An 18,214-nucleotide genomic window follows, 5' to 3' on the forward strand; every position below is an offset into this window, starting at 1 on the left:
GTATAAAAAGCCCGCACATGTTGCGGGCTTTTGTATTGTTAAACCCCATTTATTACTGCTAAAGTAGCGGTAATTAACTGATAAAGAAAAGAGACGAATAATGGCTGGATTTTGGAACTATCGTGTAATATTTTGTGAAGCAACAAAAGATGAAGCAGCGCAATATCAGATACATGAAGTTGAATATAATTTAAATGGTAAAGTAACTAACTGGTCAGAAACCGGCGCTGCACCATTTGGTAACACCGTTGAAGAGCTACAAGCTGATTGCGAACGGCTTAAAACAGCTTTCGAAAAACCGGTATTAAAAGTGGTTCGTAAAGAGCGTGGCTATGAACTTGTTGACGTTGAAACAGGTGAGGAAGCATCGGCAGAGCCTCCTGCAGGATTAACGCAGTAGCTAAAATAATGAAAAGGTGCCATGTGCGCCTTTTTTTAGCGCTTTAAATAAGGAATGACGATGACTTTACAGGCAATATTATTTGATATGGACGGCACCTTGGTTGATTCTGAAAGTGCGCACTTTAATTGCTGGAATGACATTTTAACCGAGTATGGCATTCGTTATGAAGAAGATGAGTTTTGTCAGCGTTTTTCAGGTAAAGCGACTGTAGAAGCTGCCAAAGAAGTCGTTGTATATTATAACTTAGCAATTACACCGCAAGCGCTTGCACAAAGAAAGCATGATTATTTTAATGCGTTTGTCACAACCCACTTACCCCCCCTTATGCCATTTGCAAAAGAAACCTTACTCGCGGTTAAACAAAGTGGTTTAAAGGTGGCATTAGTGACAGGGAGTGCAAGAAATGAAGCCTTACCTATTCTTAAAGGGTATGGTTTCTATGAACTGTTTGACTGTGTCGTAACGAAGAATGATGTGGTAAACCCAAAACCTGCGGGAGATCCATACCTTTTAGCGTTAAAACAGCTTGGCTTATCAGCTAATGAAGCTATCGCTGTTGAAGATACTCACACCGGAGTAACCGCGGCATACAACGCAGGTGTTGAAGTGGTAGCGGTGCCTAACAATCATACAATGAAGCATGATTTTACTCATGCTGCTATGAAGTTACATTCATTAAAAGAGTTTTTGCAATGGGTACAAAGTAAACTATAGTTTATTTATCCCAACAGTAAGGACACATCAATGGATAAAGGATTTATTACATTATTTTATTTAGGGTTATTAGCGGTAAGTTTTAACGTTGTTGCAGACCCTGTATCAGACATTAATACAAAGCCATCAGTGCAGTTGGCGCATGTTTATGATGACTCAACAGTTGAAAATATCACGGAATATTTGGTGAGTGAAAAATTTGATGGTGTTAGAGCTATTTGGACTGGAACACAATTTGTCACGCGTAATGGGAATGCCATCTATGCGCCTCGGTGGTTTAGTGAGGTGCTGCCTAACGTATGGCTTGATGGCGAGTTATGGACTAAGCGTGGAGATTTTGCCGCGCTGAGCGGCATCGTCAGAACGATAGACCCAGTAGACTCAGATTGGCAAAAAGTGAGATACCGTATATTTGATATGCCCGATCAAACTAATCCATTCTATATCCGTTATAAAAACTATTTGCATCTTGTACGCACAATAAATAAACCGCATATTAGCGCTGTAGAACAACATCAGTTTACTTCAAACCAAGCATTAACAGACTATTTTGACGTTATCACACACAAAGGGGGAGAGGGACTGATGCTCCATTTAGCAAATTCGATGCATCAAGCTGGTCGTTCTTCAGCTCTACTAAAGCTTAAGCCTTATTTTGACGAAGAGGCAACAGTCATTGCTCACCACCCAGGTAAAGGAAAGTACCATGGGATGCTTGGTGCTTTAGAAGTAAAAAATGACGCGGGGATTGTATTTAAGGTAGGCACAGGGTTTAGTAATAAACAAAGGCAATACCCCCCAGCCATTGGCGCTCGTGTTACCTATCGATATCATGGTTATACAAAAAATGGCCTTCCACGCTTTGCCAGTTTTTTACGAGAGCGTTCAAGTGAATAGTGTTTTATAAAGGTGCTAATTATGCTAAATTGCGCGGCCTTTTGGTCGTGAATGTGGTGAAGCATGGTAGTTGGTTTTGATTATGGTAGTTCGAATTGTGCAATGGGTGTGATGGGGGAAAGCAACCTTGTTGAACTTGTGCCATTAGAGCAAGGTAAGCATTACTTGCCATCAACTCTTTACACTCACCATAGCGCATTGGTCGTTGATTTTGTTGCTAAAAACCTAACTGGCACCCCCTTCGAACACGATTATAAAAGCCAACGCCAAGCCTTGCTAAATACATTGCCGCGTATAAAATCAGATCTTGATTTAGCCGTTAATGAGCAAAGTTTATTTATTGGCCGTGAAGCTATTAACGAGTATGTGCAATTTCCTGAAGAAGGTTACTTTGTTAAATCACCGAAGTCATTTTTTGGCGCAACGGGCTTAAAGCAAGGGCAAATCAATTTTTTTGAAGATATTGCAACAGCAATGATTTTAAAAATAAAACAACGCGCTGAAGCTTCCTTGCAACAATCCTTAACACATACGGTGATAGGCCGCCCAGTTAATTTTCAGGCTGTGGGTGGGGAAGAGTCAAATCAGCAAGCCATTGGTATCCTAGAACGTGCCGCTAAACGTGCAGGATTTAAAGACGTTGCATTTTTATATGAGCCTTTAGCTGCAGGAATTGATTACGAAAGTAATTTAACGCAAAACCAAAAAGTACTCGTAGTTGATATTGGTGGTGGTACGAGTGATTGCTCATTTGTGCAAATGGGCCCTGACTTCCGTGGTAACAGCGATCGCGATAATGACTTTTTAGCCCACAGCGGTAAACGTATCGGTGGAAACGACCTTGATATTGCGCTGAGCTATCACGGTTTAATGCCATTATTAGGCCTTGGGAGTGCGTTTAAATCGGGCTTACCATTGCCTAATCAACCTTTTTGGCAGGCATGTAAAATTAATGATGTTAATTTACAAAGCCAATTTTACGCACAAGCACATACTCGTGAGCTTATAACTGCGCTTCGTGATGTAAACGAACCTGCTCTTTTCCAACGCTTAATTAATTTACAGCAAAATAAACAGGGGCATCAGTTAGTGCAACAAGGCGAAGCCGCTAAAATAGCTTTATCGTCTGAGCAAAGCTTTAACTGCAATTTAGACTTTCTAGCGACGGATTTATCTAAAATATTGAATTTAAGTGACCTAGCGTTAGCTGTTGACGACTCCATAAATCAAATAGTAACCCTAGCTAAAGAGGCGATTAAAGAGGCAGGCGTTGTACCAGACGTAATTTATTTAACCGGGGGCAGTGCGCAGTCACCGCTAATAAAAGCGGCGCTTAAACAACACTTAGGTGATATTAATCTAGTGAACGGCGATCACTTTGGTAGTGTTACCGCCGGCCTAACCAAATGGGCAAATATGATTTATAAGTAAGCAGATGCTTACTTATAAATCTACTTGCCGAGTTGCGAGGTATTTTTCGTAATCCGGTAAGGTACGCTCAAGCTCACTATTCATTAACGTTGAGCTTAATAGCATATCCGCACTGACTTCATTACAGGCAACGGGAATATTCCATACCGCAGCCAGTCTTAGTAACGCTTTAACATCTGGGTCATGTGGCTGTGATGCAAGTGGGTCCCAAAAGAAGATAAGCATATGCACTTCATGCTCGGCAATCTTTGCTCCTAACTGTTGATCGCCACCCATAGGACCGCTCAATAGTTTTACAACGTTCAATCCTGTGGTGCGTTCGATTAAATGTCCTGTGGTGCCTGTGCCATACAATGTATGTTGACTAAGGCTAGCGCGGTGTTTTTTACACCATGCTTGAAGGGCCGCTTTTTTACCATCATGGGCAACCAAAGCGATATTTTTATGCGCTGGGAGTGACTGTAATTTTTGTTCCATATTGACTCTTATTGTTATTACATCAGTAGATTAATGGCCAGTGCGATAAACACGACGCCTGTTATACGATCAATCCAAACTTGGCTCTGCGGGTGTGATCTAAAATAGTCGGCAATTTTGTCACCAAAGTAAATATATGTGCAGTCGATAGGAAAAGCAAAAAGCGGGTAGAGTAAGCCAAAAAATGCCAGCTGAAATGTGGTTGAACTCGACAATGTCGGATCAACAAACTGCGGTATAAAAGCAATAAAAAACAGCGCCACTTTTGGGTTAAGCACCTCTGTCATCATCGCTTGTAACATTACATTACTTTTCTTCTTTGTATTAACGTGAGGCTTATCTTCACTTTCACACGTTGGCTTGCTTAATGTGCTTTTTAGTATGGTGATACCTAAATAGCAAAGATAGGCAGCGCCAGCATACTGCACTGTCGCATAGGCTGTCTCAGAGGCTTTTAAGATAGCTGTTAAACCAACTACGGCAAATAGCGTATGTACTACGCCGCCAAGTGCAAAACCAAATGCACTTTGTAAACCCGCTGCACGACCATTAGCAAAGGTTTGCGCCATAAGAAATGCATTAGAGGGGCCTGGAGCAACAGCAATTAAAAAGCTTGCCGCTAGGAAGGATAGTAAAAATTCAACGTTTATCATTGCGGCTGTGTGTTATTTTAATGAGCCTTATCTTAACAAGCTTTTAGTAAAAGAAAAAGCGAGCCTGAGCTCGCTTTATATGCTTGGATTAACAGTATTAGAAATTAACCGTTGAGTTGTTAGAGCATACGCTAGTGCTTTGCGCTTCACAGACTTGATAAGTGTAGCTGCCGCCACCTTTGCTTGAAATAACATCTGTGTAACTATTTGCGTTGGCAACAGTCGACACTTTTACACCATTGCTGTATACATCAACTTGGCTTGTGGTTGCTCCACTCCAGCTAAGGTCAATGTATTTAGTACCTTTAGATTTATACCCTGAAGCTGATAAGCTAATGTCATCATTACCAGGGGGTGTTACACCCCCCTCGTCACCACCCGCACAGCCATTTGCAGTTAAATAAGCATCGGCATCAGCGGCTTTAACAATACCGTGACCAAAGTATACATCGTGACCAGTCGCGCCTTGATCTTCTGCGGTTGCTTTAAGTGCATCACGAATTTCAGTCCCTGTACACTCAGGATGCAAAGACCAAACGAGCGCAGCAATACCTGAAACAGCAGGAGTGGCCATTGATGTACCGCTCATAAATCCATAATCACTCGCACCAATAGTAATGTTAATACTGGCACTGTTAAGTAGAGCATTACGATCCTCAAATGCAGCGCCTACAGCCGGTATCGATGTGTTATTGGTATCACCCAGCGTCGCATATAACATACCTGCCTCGTTGTTAATGATAACCGCGCCAGTACCACCTGAGTTTTCACAGTTTGCTACTTTGTCGTAAAAAGAGATGTTACCACGGTCAATTAAGCATATTTTACCGGCTGCGTCAGTATCAATGCTTTCGCCGGTACCCATGAAATAGGCAGCAGCAGTGGCTTGACCTGAGTTTTCCATTGCTGATGAATCAAATGCAACATTATCAGCAGATAAGTTAGCTGCAGTTGCCATCCCTGCAGGGTAGGTTGATAACGTATCTACACCTCCTGCAGTGACTTCTACACAGATTGTTTCGTCATTTGTAGCACGTTTCCCTCGGCCAGATGAGCAGCTAGGAAACTGAGAGAAGTCAGCAATTTGATTATTGGCGTCATTTGCGCCAATCATCATCACAGAAGGGTATCCAGCTGGGTAGGAGCGTACATTGTTACCGTCATTGCCTGCAGCCGCAACAACTAACCCGCCTGCATTGGTGAAAGCGTCGAATGCATTTGATTCTGTGCTATTTGAACCGCCACCGCCTAAACTCATACTGATGATGTTTGCGCCAGCTTGCGAGCATAAGTTTGCTGCTTGAGCTAAATCAGATGAGTACCCCCATCCTTCAGCATTAAATACTTTGATTATATGCATAGCAACACCAGGTGCCATACCCACAACACCCAAATTATTATCAGCAGCACCAATTGTACCGGCTACATGAGTACCATGAGGGCCGCCATTATCAAACCAATTACCAGTACCTGAATCATTATCCCCCGTGATATTGCCCCAAATAAAATCAGGGTTTGAGCTATCTAGACCAGAATCAATAACACATACTTTCATACCTGCATTCGCGTCAAATGTCAGTTGGTCAGCTTGTGATTGATAAACCGCATAAGGTGTTAGCTGTTGTTGCATTGCATTTCCAGCATCGTCGTTGTAAAACGCTGTTGGGAATCGTTTTTGATCTTCTTCGATTAATTTAATATGAGGGTTATTGAGTAATCCTTTAACGCTGGCTAAGTCATGGCCAGAAAATTCTGCTGCGATGAAACCATTGCCATCAACTTTAAGATCTCCCCCCAGTTTTTTTGCGAGTGCTTTTACTACTCCTTTTTTATTATTATCAACTTGAATGATATATCGCTCGTTTGCTGCAGATGCACTGCCTGCAGCAAAAAGGCCACTGATGATTACGGCTAAGGCAAGTTTATTATTTTTCATATTTTGTATCCCAAACGTGTATATTAGTTAATGTGTTGTTAACATTGCTTAACCATAAGTTAATAGTGGCGTAGGTACAAGGGTTATTATGCATAAAAAAGGAATAAAAAAGTCTGTTTTTTTATTTTTTATAATTAATAATCATATCGAGATGTCTAAATGGACAAATAAAATTTAATAATTCTTATTTACAAGCTGGCTGTTGAAAATAAGGCTTATGATGAGCGCTGTATAAGCTGTCTAAAAAGAAGATAGCAAAAAGGGATCAGCAATAAAAAGTGAACACTAATTAATTGCGGAGTCGATAAATTAAGATATTGCGTCAAAAATACGAGCAAACTTGCACCGCTCATTTGCATAAGTCCAATTAAAGCAGACGCAGTTCCCGCTTGTTTTGGGAATATGCTGAGCGCACCTCCAGCCGCAGAGCCTAATGTTAAAGCAAAGCCAAATGCCGCAATAAACATAGGTGTCATTAATGCCAAAGGCGTTTTTAGATTACTCAACAGTATCATCAAAAAGCCAGAGCCTATGAGTATCAATAAACCACACTTTAACGCTTTAGTTGCATTTTTCTTTATAAATACAGGCATGGTGAAGCTTGCTAAAATACTCAGTACAGCATTGATTGTGAACCAGAAAGTGAAATCAGCAACACTTCCGCCAAGCTCTGTAATAAGCCAGCCTGGTGCCAGCGTTACAAATACCAAAATTGCAGACATGGCTACCATGCAAATTAGGCTATTAAAAAGAAAAATAGGGGTTGTTATAATTGGAATAAAGCGCCTTAAGTCGAGGATATGGCCATCGTAAACACTATCAGCAGGGCGGGTTTCCTTAAACATAAGTAAGGTAACAATAAGACCTATAAACGCAAAGCCAGCTAAAAATAGAAAATTCATGCGCCAGCCAAACTGAACTGTAAGCCAAGCACCCAAAATAGGTGCTAATGCTGGGATAAAACACACAATACCATTTAAATAAGTGATCATTTGGCCGCTTCGCTCGCTGCCAAACCTATCTCTGACAATTGCAAAGGCCACTACAAAAGTTGCACATGCTCCAAACCCTTGTACGGCACGTGCTACTAACATGGTATTGAAGTTTGGGGCAAAGTAAGCGCCTAAAGAAGCTATGCCATAAAGGCTTACGCCAACGAGCGCAACTGGTTTACGGCCAAATTTATCTGCTAGTGGGCCAGCGATTAACTGCCCAAGTCCTACCGTTAGCATGAAAATAGCCACGGTTTGCTGAACTTGTTTTTCACCAACTTGAAACTGTTGTGCAATTGTAGGGAATGCGGGTAGATAAATATCAATTGCCAAAGGGCAAAAAATCACAAGTAGCGCAAGGATTAATAGCAAGTTAATAGTATGTTTGGACTGGGGTGGGTACATTCGAACTCCTTTAAAACAATATTTTAAGTGCCTTGTAGGTAAATTGAAAGCACTCTATTTATTAAAAGAAGAAAATATCTAAAGTCATCATTGTATTAGGGTCTGTTTATCATTTCGGATTAAAATGTGTTCAGCTATGGGCGGTTTAATCGCGGCGCGAGGTTTGTAACCTAGTGGGCTAAGTCAAAACCGAGCGAAGCTTACGCGTTCTGATCACGCCCTTTACCACTATTCATGTAGGCAACAAAGAGTAAATTGCCCCTAGGCAGAACCCAAAGGGTTGCGCCTGTTTGGCATTGATGCTGCGTTATCGCCTATTTACGAGGAATAATCACGCCACATAGGCGCTGCCTACCAACTACTAAACAGACTGCTGCAAACTTAACCTTGAAAGGTAAACAGCCCCTAACAGTTTGCTTAACAGAATATGATGTTTTTTAGCTTTTTATAACTGGTCTGATGTGTTAGCTTTGTGATTATTAAAGCATTCACATGAGAAAAATAATGAGTGAACAATCTGCAGTTTTAAAAACATGGTTAAGATTAAAGAATATGCCGTTTGGTAATTGGTTATTTACTAAGGCTGTATGTTTTAAAGCCCCTTATTTTGGTTCAATGAAACCCTATATTTTGGATTTGAAAAAGGGCTATTGTAGTGCAGTAGTAAAAAATAGGCGCAGCGTACATAATCATATCGGTACTATTCATGCGATTGCGCAATGTAATTTAGCTGAGCTATGCGCTGGCGTTATGGTTGATGCAACCGTCCCATACAAAACCCATCGCTGGATCCCTAAAGGGATGACTGTGAGTTACTTAGCTAAAGTAGATACTGACGTGACAGCTATTGCAGAAATTCAAATGCCAAGGCAATGGTTAGATAAAGAAGATTTAGTGGTACCGGTAAGGCTTTATAACACCCGTAACGAGCTAGTTTTTAGCGCAGATATAACAATGTACATTACAAAAAAGAAATAGTTACTTTGTTTTCTCGGCAGATTGTTTATTGAAAAATGACAAGTCACTATCACCTGTATCTAACACGGAAGTAAGATCAGGTTTATCATTTTCGGTGCTCTTTAGCTCGACGGTTTCTGCTTCATGGCGTTGTTTTAAGTTTCCTTCAATCGTTGCGCCAGCTTCGATACTGAGGGTATCTTGGTATATATCGCCATGTAATTCTGCGGTTTGTTCAATAATAACTTTACCCGCATTGAGTGAACCGATGATCTTTCCTTTTACAACAACGCTATCAGCAACCACGCTACCTTCAACAACACCAGTAATACCAATCACTAACAGGCTAACACGTACATCACCATCAATTCGGCCATCGAGCTGAACTTCACCTTGGCTGGTTAAACTACCAGTGAGGCGCATATCTTCAGAAATAATAGAAGGTGTGTTGTTGGTTCTTTTTAATTGGTTACCAGTTAAACCAGTATTAGTTTGCTTTTTTTTACCGAACACGTGCGAGCGCCTTAGTAATTTTAACGGGGTTAACATGCTTGTCATTGAGTAACACTTCATAATGCAAGTGCGTACTAGTACTTCGACCAGTGCTACCCATCAAGCCAATTACGTCATTTTTAGTGACCGTTTGACCTTTATTAACTTTAATTTTATTAAGGTGGCCAAACCGAGTTACAAATCCATTCTTATGTTTTAATTCAATAAAATTACCATAACCGCCATTACGGCCAGCACGTAGGACTGTACCATCAGCAGGTGCGAAAATTTCGGTTTTATGCCAACCAGCTAAATCAACGCCTTTATGAAATGCTCTGCGACCATTCATAGGATCTTTACGTAAACCGTAGCTGCTTGAAATATAATAATCTGCGGCAGGGAGAGATTGCGGTAACTCATTAAGTAAGCTTTCAAGGCTATTTAGCAGTAATAATTTATCAGCGATGGCTAAAAATTCACTCGGAATTTTTGATTCATCAAATACATTGAGTGGGCCACCTTGCGCGGTGTCATTCGAATTGATGAGTAGTCGACTTGAAATGGCATCATCAATTCCCGCCACTTTTAGTGTTGCTAAAATACGTTGTTGGCGGTTTTCTATGTGTGCTTCCAGTGCGGTAAAATTGTTTTGATAGTGCTCACTTAAAAGAGCGAATCGTTGCTCTGCTGAGTAGTTGTTTAGGTGCGCCGTATTTTTACCACTAACCGGTTCATCAACAAGAGGCTCATGAAAATCACCTTGTTTTTTCTCTTCAATTTGAACAGCATCAGTCTCGCCTACTTTGCTAATAGACTCAGGTAACGATTCAATCATGCTTTGCAGTAAAGCATGCTTTTGCTCAAGTGCAGCTAATTGCTCTAATTGTTTTTCATGTAGTGCTTGTTGAGTTTGCTGTTGTTGTTGCCATTGTTGTTGCTTTGTTATTTGGCTTTTTTCAATGTCTGAAATTTTATTCGTTTGAGAGTAAACGTGAACGGTTGTTGTTACCAGCCACACTGTGGCTGCTAAAATAGCTAAAACAATTGAAATTTGTAGCCAAGGCGCTAAAACCACATGTTTAACCTCGCCATTTTGACGGATCAATAGCTGTCGGGTAGGAAATAATTTGTGGTAAAAAGACTTAATAAATACTGACATGGCTCATAAATACTGGCTATTAACTGGTCCACGATAGCAATTTGAAATAAAAAAGCCAGAAAAAAATTGTAATTCTTACTCATTTATATGTAAAAAGCGCCCAGTTGGGCGCTTTAATTTGTTAACTTTTTATTAAAAATATTGGTTAATTAATCACTTAGCTGGCAGGATAGTGCCTTCAACTGAGCCAAAACCAATTCGTGCAAAACCTTCTTTTTCACACCAACCACGCATGATTACATTATCGCCATCTTCTAAGAAGCTACGTTGCTCACCGTTACTCAGGGTAATCTTTTCTTTACCACCGCGCGATAACTCAAGTAATGAACCGGCTTCTTCATGTGTTGGGCCTGATTGTGTACCAGAACCAAGCATATCACCTGGCATAAAGTTACAGCCATTTACAGTGTGGTGAGTAACCATTTGCGCTACTGTCCAGTATGAATGTTTGAAGCTAGACTTAGATACTTGCTCTGGTGTGTGTTTTTCATCACGCATTTTTTGCGTTTCGATTTGTACATCCATCTGAATATCAAATGCGCCTAGTTCACGGTTTTGTGAAGACTCGAGGTAATCCATTGGTTGTGGATCATTCTCATCGCGTGTCCATGATGTTCTGTATGGAGCAAGCGCTTCAGTAGTGACGATCCAAGGCGAAACGGTAGAAGCAAAGTTTTTCGCAAGGAAAGGCCCTAGTGGTTGATATTCCCACGCTTGTAAGTCACGTGCAGACCAATCATTGAAAACACAGAAACCAAATACGTGGTTTTCAGCGTTTTCGATAGCAATCGCATCGCCAAGTTCATTGCCTTTACCTAGATAGATACCTAGTTCTAATTCATAATCCAAGCGTTTACACGGACCAAATGATGGCACTTCTGCATCTGGTGCTTTAGTTTGGCCATTAGGGCGATGGAAAGTTTGTCCTGATACATCGATTGATGATGAACGACCATGGTAACCAATTGGCACCCATTTGTAGTTTGGCAGTAATGGGTTATCTGGGCGAAATAAGCTACCCACGGCTGTAGCGTGGTAAATTGACGTATAAAAATCAGTGTAATCGCCAATACGACACGGTAATGCGAATTCGATATCTGCTTGGGCAATTAACGCTTCAGATAATAAAGCTTGCTCCGATGCACCTTCACGAAGTGCTTTTGAAAGCGCTAAACGTAGTGCTGACCAATATTGTTGGCCCAAGCCCATAAACTCATTAAGTGTCGGTTGGCTTGCCGCTGCAACAGCAGTTTGCGCATCACCTGAAAAAATAGCTAATTCGTTTACTTTTGCAAGGTCTATAACTTGATCGCCAATAGCAACAGCACCACGGAAAGCTTCGTCAGCGTTCTTACGACGTACTTCTGCAAATGGTAAGTTTTGAATAGGGAAGTCACAGTTTGCAACATTCGCTGAGGCTACCCAGCTAGTTAAATTTATATCATGGGTTTCGTTAATTAAACTCATTACATTTCCTTTGGTTTAGTCAGTCGCGCTTTACAGTGGATATGGTGATGATTAGCGCGATTTAAACAGTGAAAATCAGATTGTGATTTATAAAATAGATTAAACGACAAAAAGCAGCGAGTTCGCTGCTTTTTAATTTTATAGTCTAAAGCTTAAAGAACGCCGCGACGCTCTTGATCACGCTCAATCGATTCAAACAGTGCTTGGAAGTTACCTTCACCAAAACCACCGTCATCCACACGTTGGATCATCTCAATAAAGATTGGACCAAATAAGTTTTTAGAGAAAATCTGTAATAAGTAACAGTCTTCACTTTGGCTATCTACCAAAATTTGATGCTCACGGATTTTTTCTTTGTCTTCTTTAACCCACGGTACACGGTCAAAAATTGTCTCGTAGTACTCAGGGATAATATCAAGAGTTGCAATCGTTGATTTATCTAGCTTATCAAGCGAGCCTACAAGATCATCAGTCAAAAATGCTAAATGTTGTACACCTGGTCCATTGTATTCACCTAGGTATTCATCAATTTGGTTGTTATCGTTGCCTTTACCTTCATTGATTGGAATTGAGAAGGTGCCACATGGCGATTTAAGTGCATAAGATAACAAGGCTGTTTTTTGGCCTTTAATGTCAAAATAACGTACTTCAGTGAAACCAAATACATCTTTATAAAAGTTAGCCCATGTTTCCATTGTGCCTTTATAAACGTTATTGGTTAAATGGTCGATACGAAGGAAACCTTTGTCAGCCACAACATTTTGCTCAGCCAGTTCTTCAAAATCGTTATCGTAGATAGACCCTTTATCACCAAATTGTTCGATGAAATATATTAAGCTATCACCGATACCGTAAATTGCAGGGTAAGGTAAGTCTTTATGTGTTGAATCTGTTGCTGGTTTTGCACCGCGTGCTACAGCAGTTTCAAATGCGTGTTGAGCGTTTTCTACACGCCAGCCCATTGAGCAAATTGCAGGGCCATGACTTTTAGCAAACTCGGCAGAAAAACCGCCGCGTTCGTTATTTAGTAAAAAGTGAATATCGTTTTGGTTGTAGTAAACGATGTCTTTACCTTTAAATGTTTTTAACTTAGAAAAACCAAAATCGGTAAATACTTTATCCATGTAGTCAGCATCTGGTGTTGCGTATTCTGTAAACTCGATACCAACTAAACCTAGAGGGTTCTTTTCATCACTCATTTCAATTCTCCCGCAATTAAGCACTGCGTTTAGTGTTGTTTATTGGGGAGATGATTAACTATAAATTCGATTAGGGGAAGAGGTGGCATTTATTTAGCTCAGCGCTAAATTGTAAATTAAATGGGACGGCGTTTTTGAAATGGGAGAGTACTAGAAGAGTAAGCTGTGTAGCATGAATGCTGCGATCATTATATTGAAAATTGATTGTGTATAACACTATGTAAAATAATGCTTTATTCACATAATGCGGCAAGTAAGTAAGGGCTGATTTTTCTTAACTTACTCACCGCACTTGTAATTAATTGTTTACACTTGGTTGTTTTTTGTTGAAAAACAGGCTTCGCTGCTGTAACCACACATTAGGTTTTATAGTTGGTGCGTTTTGGTAATGGCGTTCTACCCTTTGATTTAGCGCGCGGATTGATTGGGTGAATGATAATGATTGCTTGGCTTCACCAAGCGATGCAATTTCATTGTCTGTCATCGTGCGCCCTGCAAATAGCATTGCGTTTAAGAAACCAGGTTTCGTTTCATAATCATTTTCAGTTAATAGCAAGGCGGCTTGGTCAATCGCCCAGCGACTGTTTATTTCACCTTCATCTTTAACCCCGACGAGCTCACCATTAATGTATATTTTCAACACACCATTAGAAGGAGCAGCGTAAAATACAAACGCAATGCGATTCCATTCATTACTATTTAGCTCACCAAAGTAGCCGCTATCAGTGGTTGTTATACCGATACCGTTACTTGTATTGTAGTATAGTTCAGCATCAGTTAGGTTGGTTAAATCAGTTTGTAATAACGAACGCCAGCTTTTGTCGCTGTCTTCAGGCCATAAAACATCCATTACGAGCGTATAGTCTGCAATAAGGTTTTGTTCTTTAAAATCACCATTTGCTGGTGTATTTGGTGTTAATCTAATGCCTTCAGTGGGGCTATGGCGTGCAAATGCCATCACACCAGAAGGACCTCCGTTTAGTTCTGAAATGTTTAATTCGGTGGTTGTTTTAAACTGTGTTTTCTCATCGCCCCAATTATCAGATTCGGGATCATAGTAGCTGAGAACCCCAGGACCGCTATCTGCTTCAAATGGCGCGATTGGATTGTCAAAGTTCCAGATAGTAATACTATCATCGACCTTACACGCGTTTAGTATGTCATCAGAGTCGATATACATGCACTGAGTGGTTCGAAATCGTGCATAATTATCAAGCACAGCCCAGGCTTCAGCTAACAAAGTCGGATTCATTAAGTTCGCACTACCAAAAAATAACTCTCCATTAAATGCAGGCCCTTTTTGTAAAGCAAGCGTATAGACCTGTGTGTCATCAATATTTTCAGGCGCTATATAAACCCAGTCAGGCTGGCTTATTGCCATAGTTTTAAGGTCTTCACCGCTGACAGATACTTGGTAAATAGCATTAAAGCCAGGTGTATTTGAAGGCTGCCTTTCTACTTGAAATACATTGTGAAAGTCTTCTTGCGTCAATGTGCCAGGGATCCATCTATCTTGTACTTGCATGGGATCAAACAACACCGCGTCGACAGTTTGAAATTGATGCTGTGTGGCTAATGCGGTTATTTCACTGATCTGTTCGTTTGTAGGGTAGTTTTGTGAAAGTGCAATTTCAGTTTGCGCATCGGGTGCGTACTTACCCATTATTAAATCGATTTGGCGTTGTGTATCAGAATCAATGGATGAAATAGAGTTTGTTGTTACTGTGTTATAGTCAATATTTGTCACTGTTTTTGCTTGGGCGTCAAAAGTGAGCGTTAGGTCTGTCAGCCCTTGCGCAAAAAAGTTTGGCTGAATAACAATCGTCCCGTTTTCCAGCTCTTGATAGCTCTCGCCACCATGTGTATGGCCACCTAATACTAAATCGATTCCAGGTACATTTTGAGCAACTCGTGTATCAGACCCTTCACCTAAATGGCTAACCATGACGATATAATCAACATCTTGTCGATACTTATTGACTAACTCTTGGGCAACATCTTGCCACAGCCAATTCATTTTAAAATTCGCGATAAAATCAGGGATTGGATCGGTTTCAAGTGGCTCGTCCAACTCATTCCAAGGCACCGATGTCATGCCAAAGAAGCCAACTTTTAAGCACCCAACCTGCACAACAGAGAAATCTACCCCGGCAAAAGTTTTATCTTCTGAGCCTTCATACTGAGTGTTACTGGCAAGCACGATGGCGTTGTCGTCATTGGCATAATCAAGCAGCTGCTCTGGCCCCCACGCGTAATCGTGATTTCCAACAACCCTAACATCAAAAGACATCGCTTTGATTGCCTCAACAGTAGCCTGTCCCATGGATATTTGTTCTGCAACAGTGCCTTTCTCATAATCATCGCCCCCATTAGTAAAAAGGGTATAAGGCTGTTCGGCTAAGGCTGCTTTATAATAGCTTTTAATACGGCTGAAATATTGTTCTTTAAAGCCAAACCGAGAGTGTAGATCAGCGACATGAATAAACCGTAATGTTTGTTCGCTTTGGTTATCAACGCATGAAGGTCCAATGCTTTTGGTTATCGCAGGCAAAGTGCGTGCTTGAACTGCAAATGTACCAAACTCAGTTATTTGTGCGCTAACACGGTTTGATTCATCCGTTGTACTGGTTAACGGCTGCCACGTGCCTTCAACGAGTTGAACAATGGTAAAGGCTTGCAATGGTGTTGTATCGGTAACCATGATCGTTAATGTAATAGGGGTATTGAATACGATGTCCTGCGGAGTAAACGTATAACTGGCAGATACAATACTCTGTGCTTTATTTGTATCATCCAGATCTGTTTTACTAAAAACAAAGCTCGTGTCTGTAGATACAGCATCAGCAGGGGCATCAAGTTCAACTAAGTTACTATCATAAAGCTCAGACAACCCTGTACTTTTATAAATAATCAGGTTTGATTTTTCGACTATAAAGTTGGTGTCTTTTTGTGAGCTATCACCACCGCAAGCACTGATTAAAAGAGCCAGCGCACTGATTAAGCATAACTTAATGCTTGAATAAAAAGTCATAATATCCATCTTACCACTAAATTTAGAGAGATAATGATAGCAGTTATAAAAGCAAGGTTATAGGCGCTTTGAACAGAAAATATTCGCAATAAAATAACGAGTTATACCAATTCGCTTAATTAAGAGTTCTATTTTGAGGATTGGTATTATTAAGCGTTAAGTGCAGAGAGGCAGTGGCCAATATTTTTTAGGAGTAATAAAAAAGGCAGGGTATTGCTACCATGCCTTTTAAAGGGAAGGTAATCGACATGTATGGGTCGACTACGCAGTATTAGATTTACTGTGCGCTGGTATCAGTTAAACCCTGTTTTTCCCATATTTTAGCTTTGAAGCTCATTAGTACCAGTATAATACCTACGCCAATACTAAATAATGCAATTTGTAGGTAAAGATACGGAATCTCTTCCATATTGTTCGGATCGAAACCACCAGCAAGTAAGCCTGCAATGATATTACCGATAGAGTAAGTTAAAACGAATACCCCCATCATTTGGCCTGAGAAACGCTGTGGTGATAAACGGCTTACTGCACTTAATGCGACAGGGCTTAAACAAAGCTCACCAACAGTGTGTAAGAAATAAGTAGTGACTAACCAGTAAGGTGCCACCTTTAAACCTTCAGCTGCATAATGGGCTGCCATAAACATAACTAAGAAACCCGAAGCCATGATGATCAAGCCAAGTGCACATTTCACACTATACGATGGCGAAATCATCTTTTTAGAAAGGTTAATCCACAGTGCTGCAAAAAATGGAGAAAGTACAATAATGAAAATTGCATTCAATGATTGGAACCACGCCGTTGGGATTTCAAATGATCCTACTAGGCGATCGGTATAATCACGAGCGAATAAGTTTAGTGAAGAACCTGCTTGCTCGAAGCCAGACCAGAAACACGCAGAGGCGACACAGACTAAAAAGAGTGCCCACATGCGACGCTTTTCAGCTTCAGTTAGTTTGCCTTTGAAGTAAATAATACCAAAGTAAGCAAAGAAAATAAGTGTAAATACAATTGCAACGTAACCTGCAATAACAACAGGGTCAATAACTAGGTTACCTGTCATGGCTGCAGCAACAACGCTTGCAACAATAATAACAAAGGCAGCGATGGCAAACCAAGTACGCGTAATTCCTTGAGGAGTTAGCGGGTTTGCAGGCAACGCGCTGTGGCTTGGTAAATGTTTAGTTGTTAGTTGGTACTGAATTAAACCAATCCCCATACCTACGGCTGCAGCACCAAATGCCCAGTGCCAACCTACGTTTTCCATAAAGTAACCACATACATAGTAACCAATGATTGAGCCTAAGTTGATACCCATGTAATAGATTGCATAACCACTGTCGCGACGTTCATCTTCGCTGGTATATAGCTGGCCCACCATTGCGCTGATATTTGGTTTTAATAAACCTGTACCCGATGCAACAAAAATGAGACCAATGAAAAACGAGTATTCATGCGGTACAGCCAAGATAATATGGCCTATCATAATAATGATACCGCCGTACCACACTGCTTTTTGACCACCGAATAAACGGTCAGCTAGCCAACCACCGGGTAAACCTAAAAAGTACACCGCACCAGTATATAAACCATAAATAGCTGCTGCAGAAGCAACCGTAAAACCTAACCCTTCTTCTTGCAAGCTGGCAGTCATGAAAAGTACTAATAAAGCACGCATGCCGTAGTAGCTCATTCGCTCCCACATTTCAGTGAAGAACAGTGTCGAAAGTCCTTTCGGGTGACCAAAGAAGCCCCCAGTTGAAGATGAACTCATATTTCTTTCCTAACTTATATTATTATTGAGGCCTTATATTTATTGCTTTATTCGTTCGTGCTTTTAAGCACTTTTTGAACGGGCGGCCATGTGTGTTTTCAATGCAGCTAAGGTAATGGTTTGCTAACTAAGCGATAACTTAGTGGTAAGAGTCACACCCTTATCCTAGCTACAATTGCGGCTAAGTATACATAGACCTTATGGTCAGGGGAAGTGATTGCGATAGT

General features: G+C 40.8%; 15 protein-coding genes. 5 read left to right on the forward strand and 10 right to left on the reverse strand.

Features of this window, described 5'->3' with window-relative positions:
• Positions 1 to 100: 100 nt before the first annotated feature.
• The 4 genes from ATS75_RS07685 to yegD all read left to right on the forward strand — a co-directional run bounded on the left by ATS75_RS07685 (position 101) and on the right by yegD (position 3,445).
• Positions 101 to 400, forward strand: a complete 300-nt coding sequence (locus ATS75_RS07685; RefSeq protein ID WP_058559859.1) for a hypothetical protein — start codon at positions 101 to 103, stop codon at positions 398 to 400.
• Between the two features lie 60 nt (positions 401 to 460).
• Positions 461 to 1,117 (forward strand): HAD family hydrolase, encoded by a 657-nt coding sequence (locus ATS75_RS07690; protein ID WP_058559860.1) that lies wholly within the window; start codon positions 461 to 463, stop codon positions 1,115 to 1,117.
• 30 nt (positions 1,118 to 1,147) lie between these two features.
• The gene (locus ATS75_RS07695) at positions 1,148 to 2,014 is read left to right on the forward strand and encodes a DNA ligase (RefSeq protein WP_058559861.1); all 867 of its coding nucleotides are present in this window, start codon (positions 1,148 to 1,150) and stop codon (positions 2,012 to 2,014) included.
• 63 nt (positions 2,015 to 2,077) lie between these two features.
• Positions 2,078 to 3,445 carry a molecular chaperone gene (gene yegD, locus ATS75_RS07700; RefSeq protein ID WP_058559862.1) on the forward strand — a complete coding sequence of 456 codons (1,368 nt, stop codon included), beginning with the start codon at positions 2,078 to 2,080 and terminating at the stop codon, positions 3,443 to 3,445.
• Between the two features lie 12 nt (positions 3,446 to 3,457).
• Here the strand turns inward: yegD and ATS75_RS07705 are convergent, their stop codons facing one another.
• From ATS75_RS07705 to ATS75_RS07720, 4 genes are all read right to left on the reverse strand, one after another.
• Entirely contained in the window at positions 3,458 to 3,922 is a 465-nt protein-coding gene (locus ATS75_RS07705) for a methylglyoxal synthase (RefSeq protein ID WP_058559863.1), read from the reverse strand.
• Between the two features lie 17 nt (positions 3,923 to 3,939).
• Complete coding sequence (locus ATS75_RS07710; RefSeq protein WP_058559864.1) at positions 3,940 to 4,575, reverse strand: LysE family translocator; 636 nt, start codon at positions 4,573 to 4,575, stop codon at positions 3,940 to 3,942.
• A 97-nt stretch (positions 4,576 to 4,672) separates the two neighbouring features.
• Positions 4,673 to 6,511: a S8 family serine peptidase gene (locus ATS75_RS07715; protein ID WP_058559865.1), complete on the reverse strand. Its 1,839-nt coding sequence runs from the start codon at positions 6,509 to 6,511 to the stop codon at positions 4,673 to 4,675.
• A 215-nt stretch (positions 6,512 to 6,726) separates the two neighbouring features.
• On the reverse strand, positions 6,727 to 7,908 hold the full coding sequence (locus tag ATS75_RS07720) for a multidrug effflux MFS transporter (protein WP_058559866.1): 1,182 nt from the start codon (positions 7,906 to 7,908) through the stop codon (positions 6,727 to 6,729).
• A 504-nt stretch (positions 7,909 to 8,412) separates the two neighbouring features.
• Here ATS75_RS07720 and ATS75_RS07725 point away from each other — a divergent pair.
• On the forward strand, positions 8,413 to 8,886 hold the full coding sequence (locus ATS75_RS07725) for a hotdog fold domain-containing protein (protein ID WP_058559867.1): 474 nt from the start codon (positions 8,413 to 8,415) through the stop codon (positions 8,884 to 8,886).
• Here ATS75_RS07725 and ATS75_RS07730 read toward each other — a convergent pair whose 3' ends face one another.
• From ATS75_RS07730 to ATS75_RS07755, 6 genes are all read right to left on the reverse strand, one after another.
• A complete protein-coding gene (locus tag ATS75_RS07730; RefSeq protein WP_058559868.1) occupies positions 8,887 to 9,378 on the reverse strand; it encodes a bactofilin family protein in 492 nt (163 codons plus the stop codon).
• Entirely contained in the window at positions 9,368 to 10,516 is a 1,149-nt protein-coding gene (locus ATS75_RS07735) for a M23 family metallopeptidase (RefSeq protein ID WP_058559869.1), read from the reverse strand. The genes ATS75_RS07730 and ATS75_RS07735 overlap by 11 nt, the downstream gene beginning before the upstream one ends.
• 153 nt (positions 10,517 to 10,669) lie before the next feature.
• Positions 10,670 to 11,983: a fumarylacetoacetase gene (gene fahA, locus ATS75_RS07740; RefSeq protein ID WP_058559870.1), complete on the reverse strand. Its 1,314-nt coding sequence runs from the start codon at positions 11,981 to 11,983 to the stop codon at positions 10,670 to 10,672.
• A gap of 152 nt (positions 11,984 to 12,135) precedes the next feature.
• Positions 12,136 to 13,182: a 4-hydroxyphenylpyruvate dioxygenase gene (gene hppD, locus ATS75_RS07745; protein WP_058559871.1), complete on the reverse strand. Its 1,047-nt coding sequence runs from the start codon at positions 13,180 to 13,182 to the stop codon at positions 12,136 to 12,138.
• Between the two features lie 298 nt (positions 13,183 to 13,480).
• Positions 13,481 to 16,213, reverse strand: coding sequence for a metallophosphoesterase (locus ATS75_RS07750; protein ID WP_058559941.1), 2,733 nt, complete (start codon positions 16,211 to 16,213; stop codon positions 13,481 to 13,483).
• Positions 16,214 to 16,490: 277 nt separating this feature from the next.
• On the reverse strand, positions 16,491 to 17,987 hold the full coding sequence (locus ATS75_RS07755; protein ID WP_058559872.1) for a peptide MFS transporter: 1,497 nt from the start codon (positions 17,985 to 17,987) through the stop codon (positions 16,491 to 16,493).
• Positions 17,988 to 18,214: the final 227 nt, after the last annotated feature.

The organism is Pseudoalteromonas sp. H105, assembly GCF_001469215.1.
Classification (GTDB): Bacteria; Pseudomonadota; Gammaproteobacteria; order Enterobacterales; family Alteromonadaceae; genus Pseudoalteromonas.

Excerpts from the sequence above, each read along its gene's own strand:
- ATS75_RS07685 (WP_058559859.1), top strand. The coding sequence starts at position 101 with ATGGCTGGATTTTGGAACTATCGTGTAATATTTTGTGAAGCAACAAAA.
- ATS75_RS07690 (WP_058559860.1), top strand. The coding sequence starts at position 461 with ATGACTTTACAGGCAATATTATTTGATATGGACGGCACCTTGGTTGAT.
- ATS75_RS07695 (WP_058559861.1), top strand. The coding sequence starts at position 1,148 with ATGGATAAAGGATTTATTACATTATTTTATTTAGGGTTATTAGCGGTA.
- yegD (WP_058559862.1), top strand. The coding sequence starts at position 2,078 with ATGGTAGTTGGTTTTGATTATGGTAGTTCGAATTGTGCAATGGGTGTG.
- ATS75_RS07705 (WP_058559863.1), bottom strand. The coding sequence starts at position 3,922 with ATGGAACAAAAATTACAGTCACTCCCAGCGCATAAAAATATCGCTTTG.
- ATS75_RS07710 (WP_058559864.1), bottom strand. The coding sequence starts at position 4,575 with ATGATAAACGTTGAATTTTTACTATCCTTCCTAGCGGCAAGCTTTTTA.
- ATS75_RS07715 (WP_058559865.1), bottom strand. The coding sequence starts at position 6,511 with ATGAAAAATAATAAACTTGCCTTAGCCGTAATCATCAGTGGCCTTTTT.
- ATS75_RS07720 (WP_058559866.1), bottom strand. The coding sequence starts at position 7,908 with ATGTACCCACCCCAGTCCAAACATACTATTAACTTGCTATTAATCCTT.
- ATS75_RS07725 (WP_058559867.1), top strand. The coding sequence starts at position 8,413 with ATGAGTGAACAATCTGCAGTTTTAAAAACATGGTTAAGATTAAAGAAT.
- ATS75_RS07735 (WP_058559869.1), bottom strand. The coding sequence starts at position 10,516 with ATGTCAGTATTTATTAAGTCTTTTTACCACAAATTATTTCCTACCCGA.
- fahA (WP_058559870.1), bottom strand. The coding sequence starts at position 11,983 with ATGAGTTTAATTAACGAAACCCATGATATAAATTTAACTAGCTGGGTA.
- hppD (WP_058559871.1), bottom strand. The coding sequence starts at position 13,182 with ATGAGTGATGAAAAGAACCCTCTAGGTTTAGTTGGTATCGAGTTTACA.
- ATS75_RS07750 (WP_058559941.1), bottom strand. The coding sequence starts at position 16,213 with ATGACTTTTTATTCAAGCATTAAGTTATGCTTAATCAGTGCGCTGGCT.
- ATS75_RS07755 (WP_058559872.1), bottom strand. The coding sequence starts at position 17,987 with ATGAGTTCATCTTCAACTGGGGGCTTCTTTGGTCACCCGAAAGGACTT.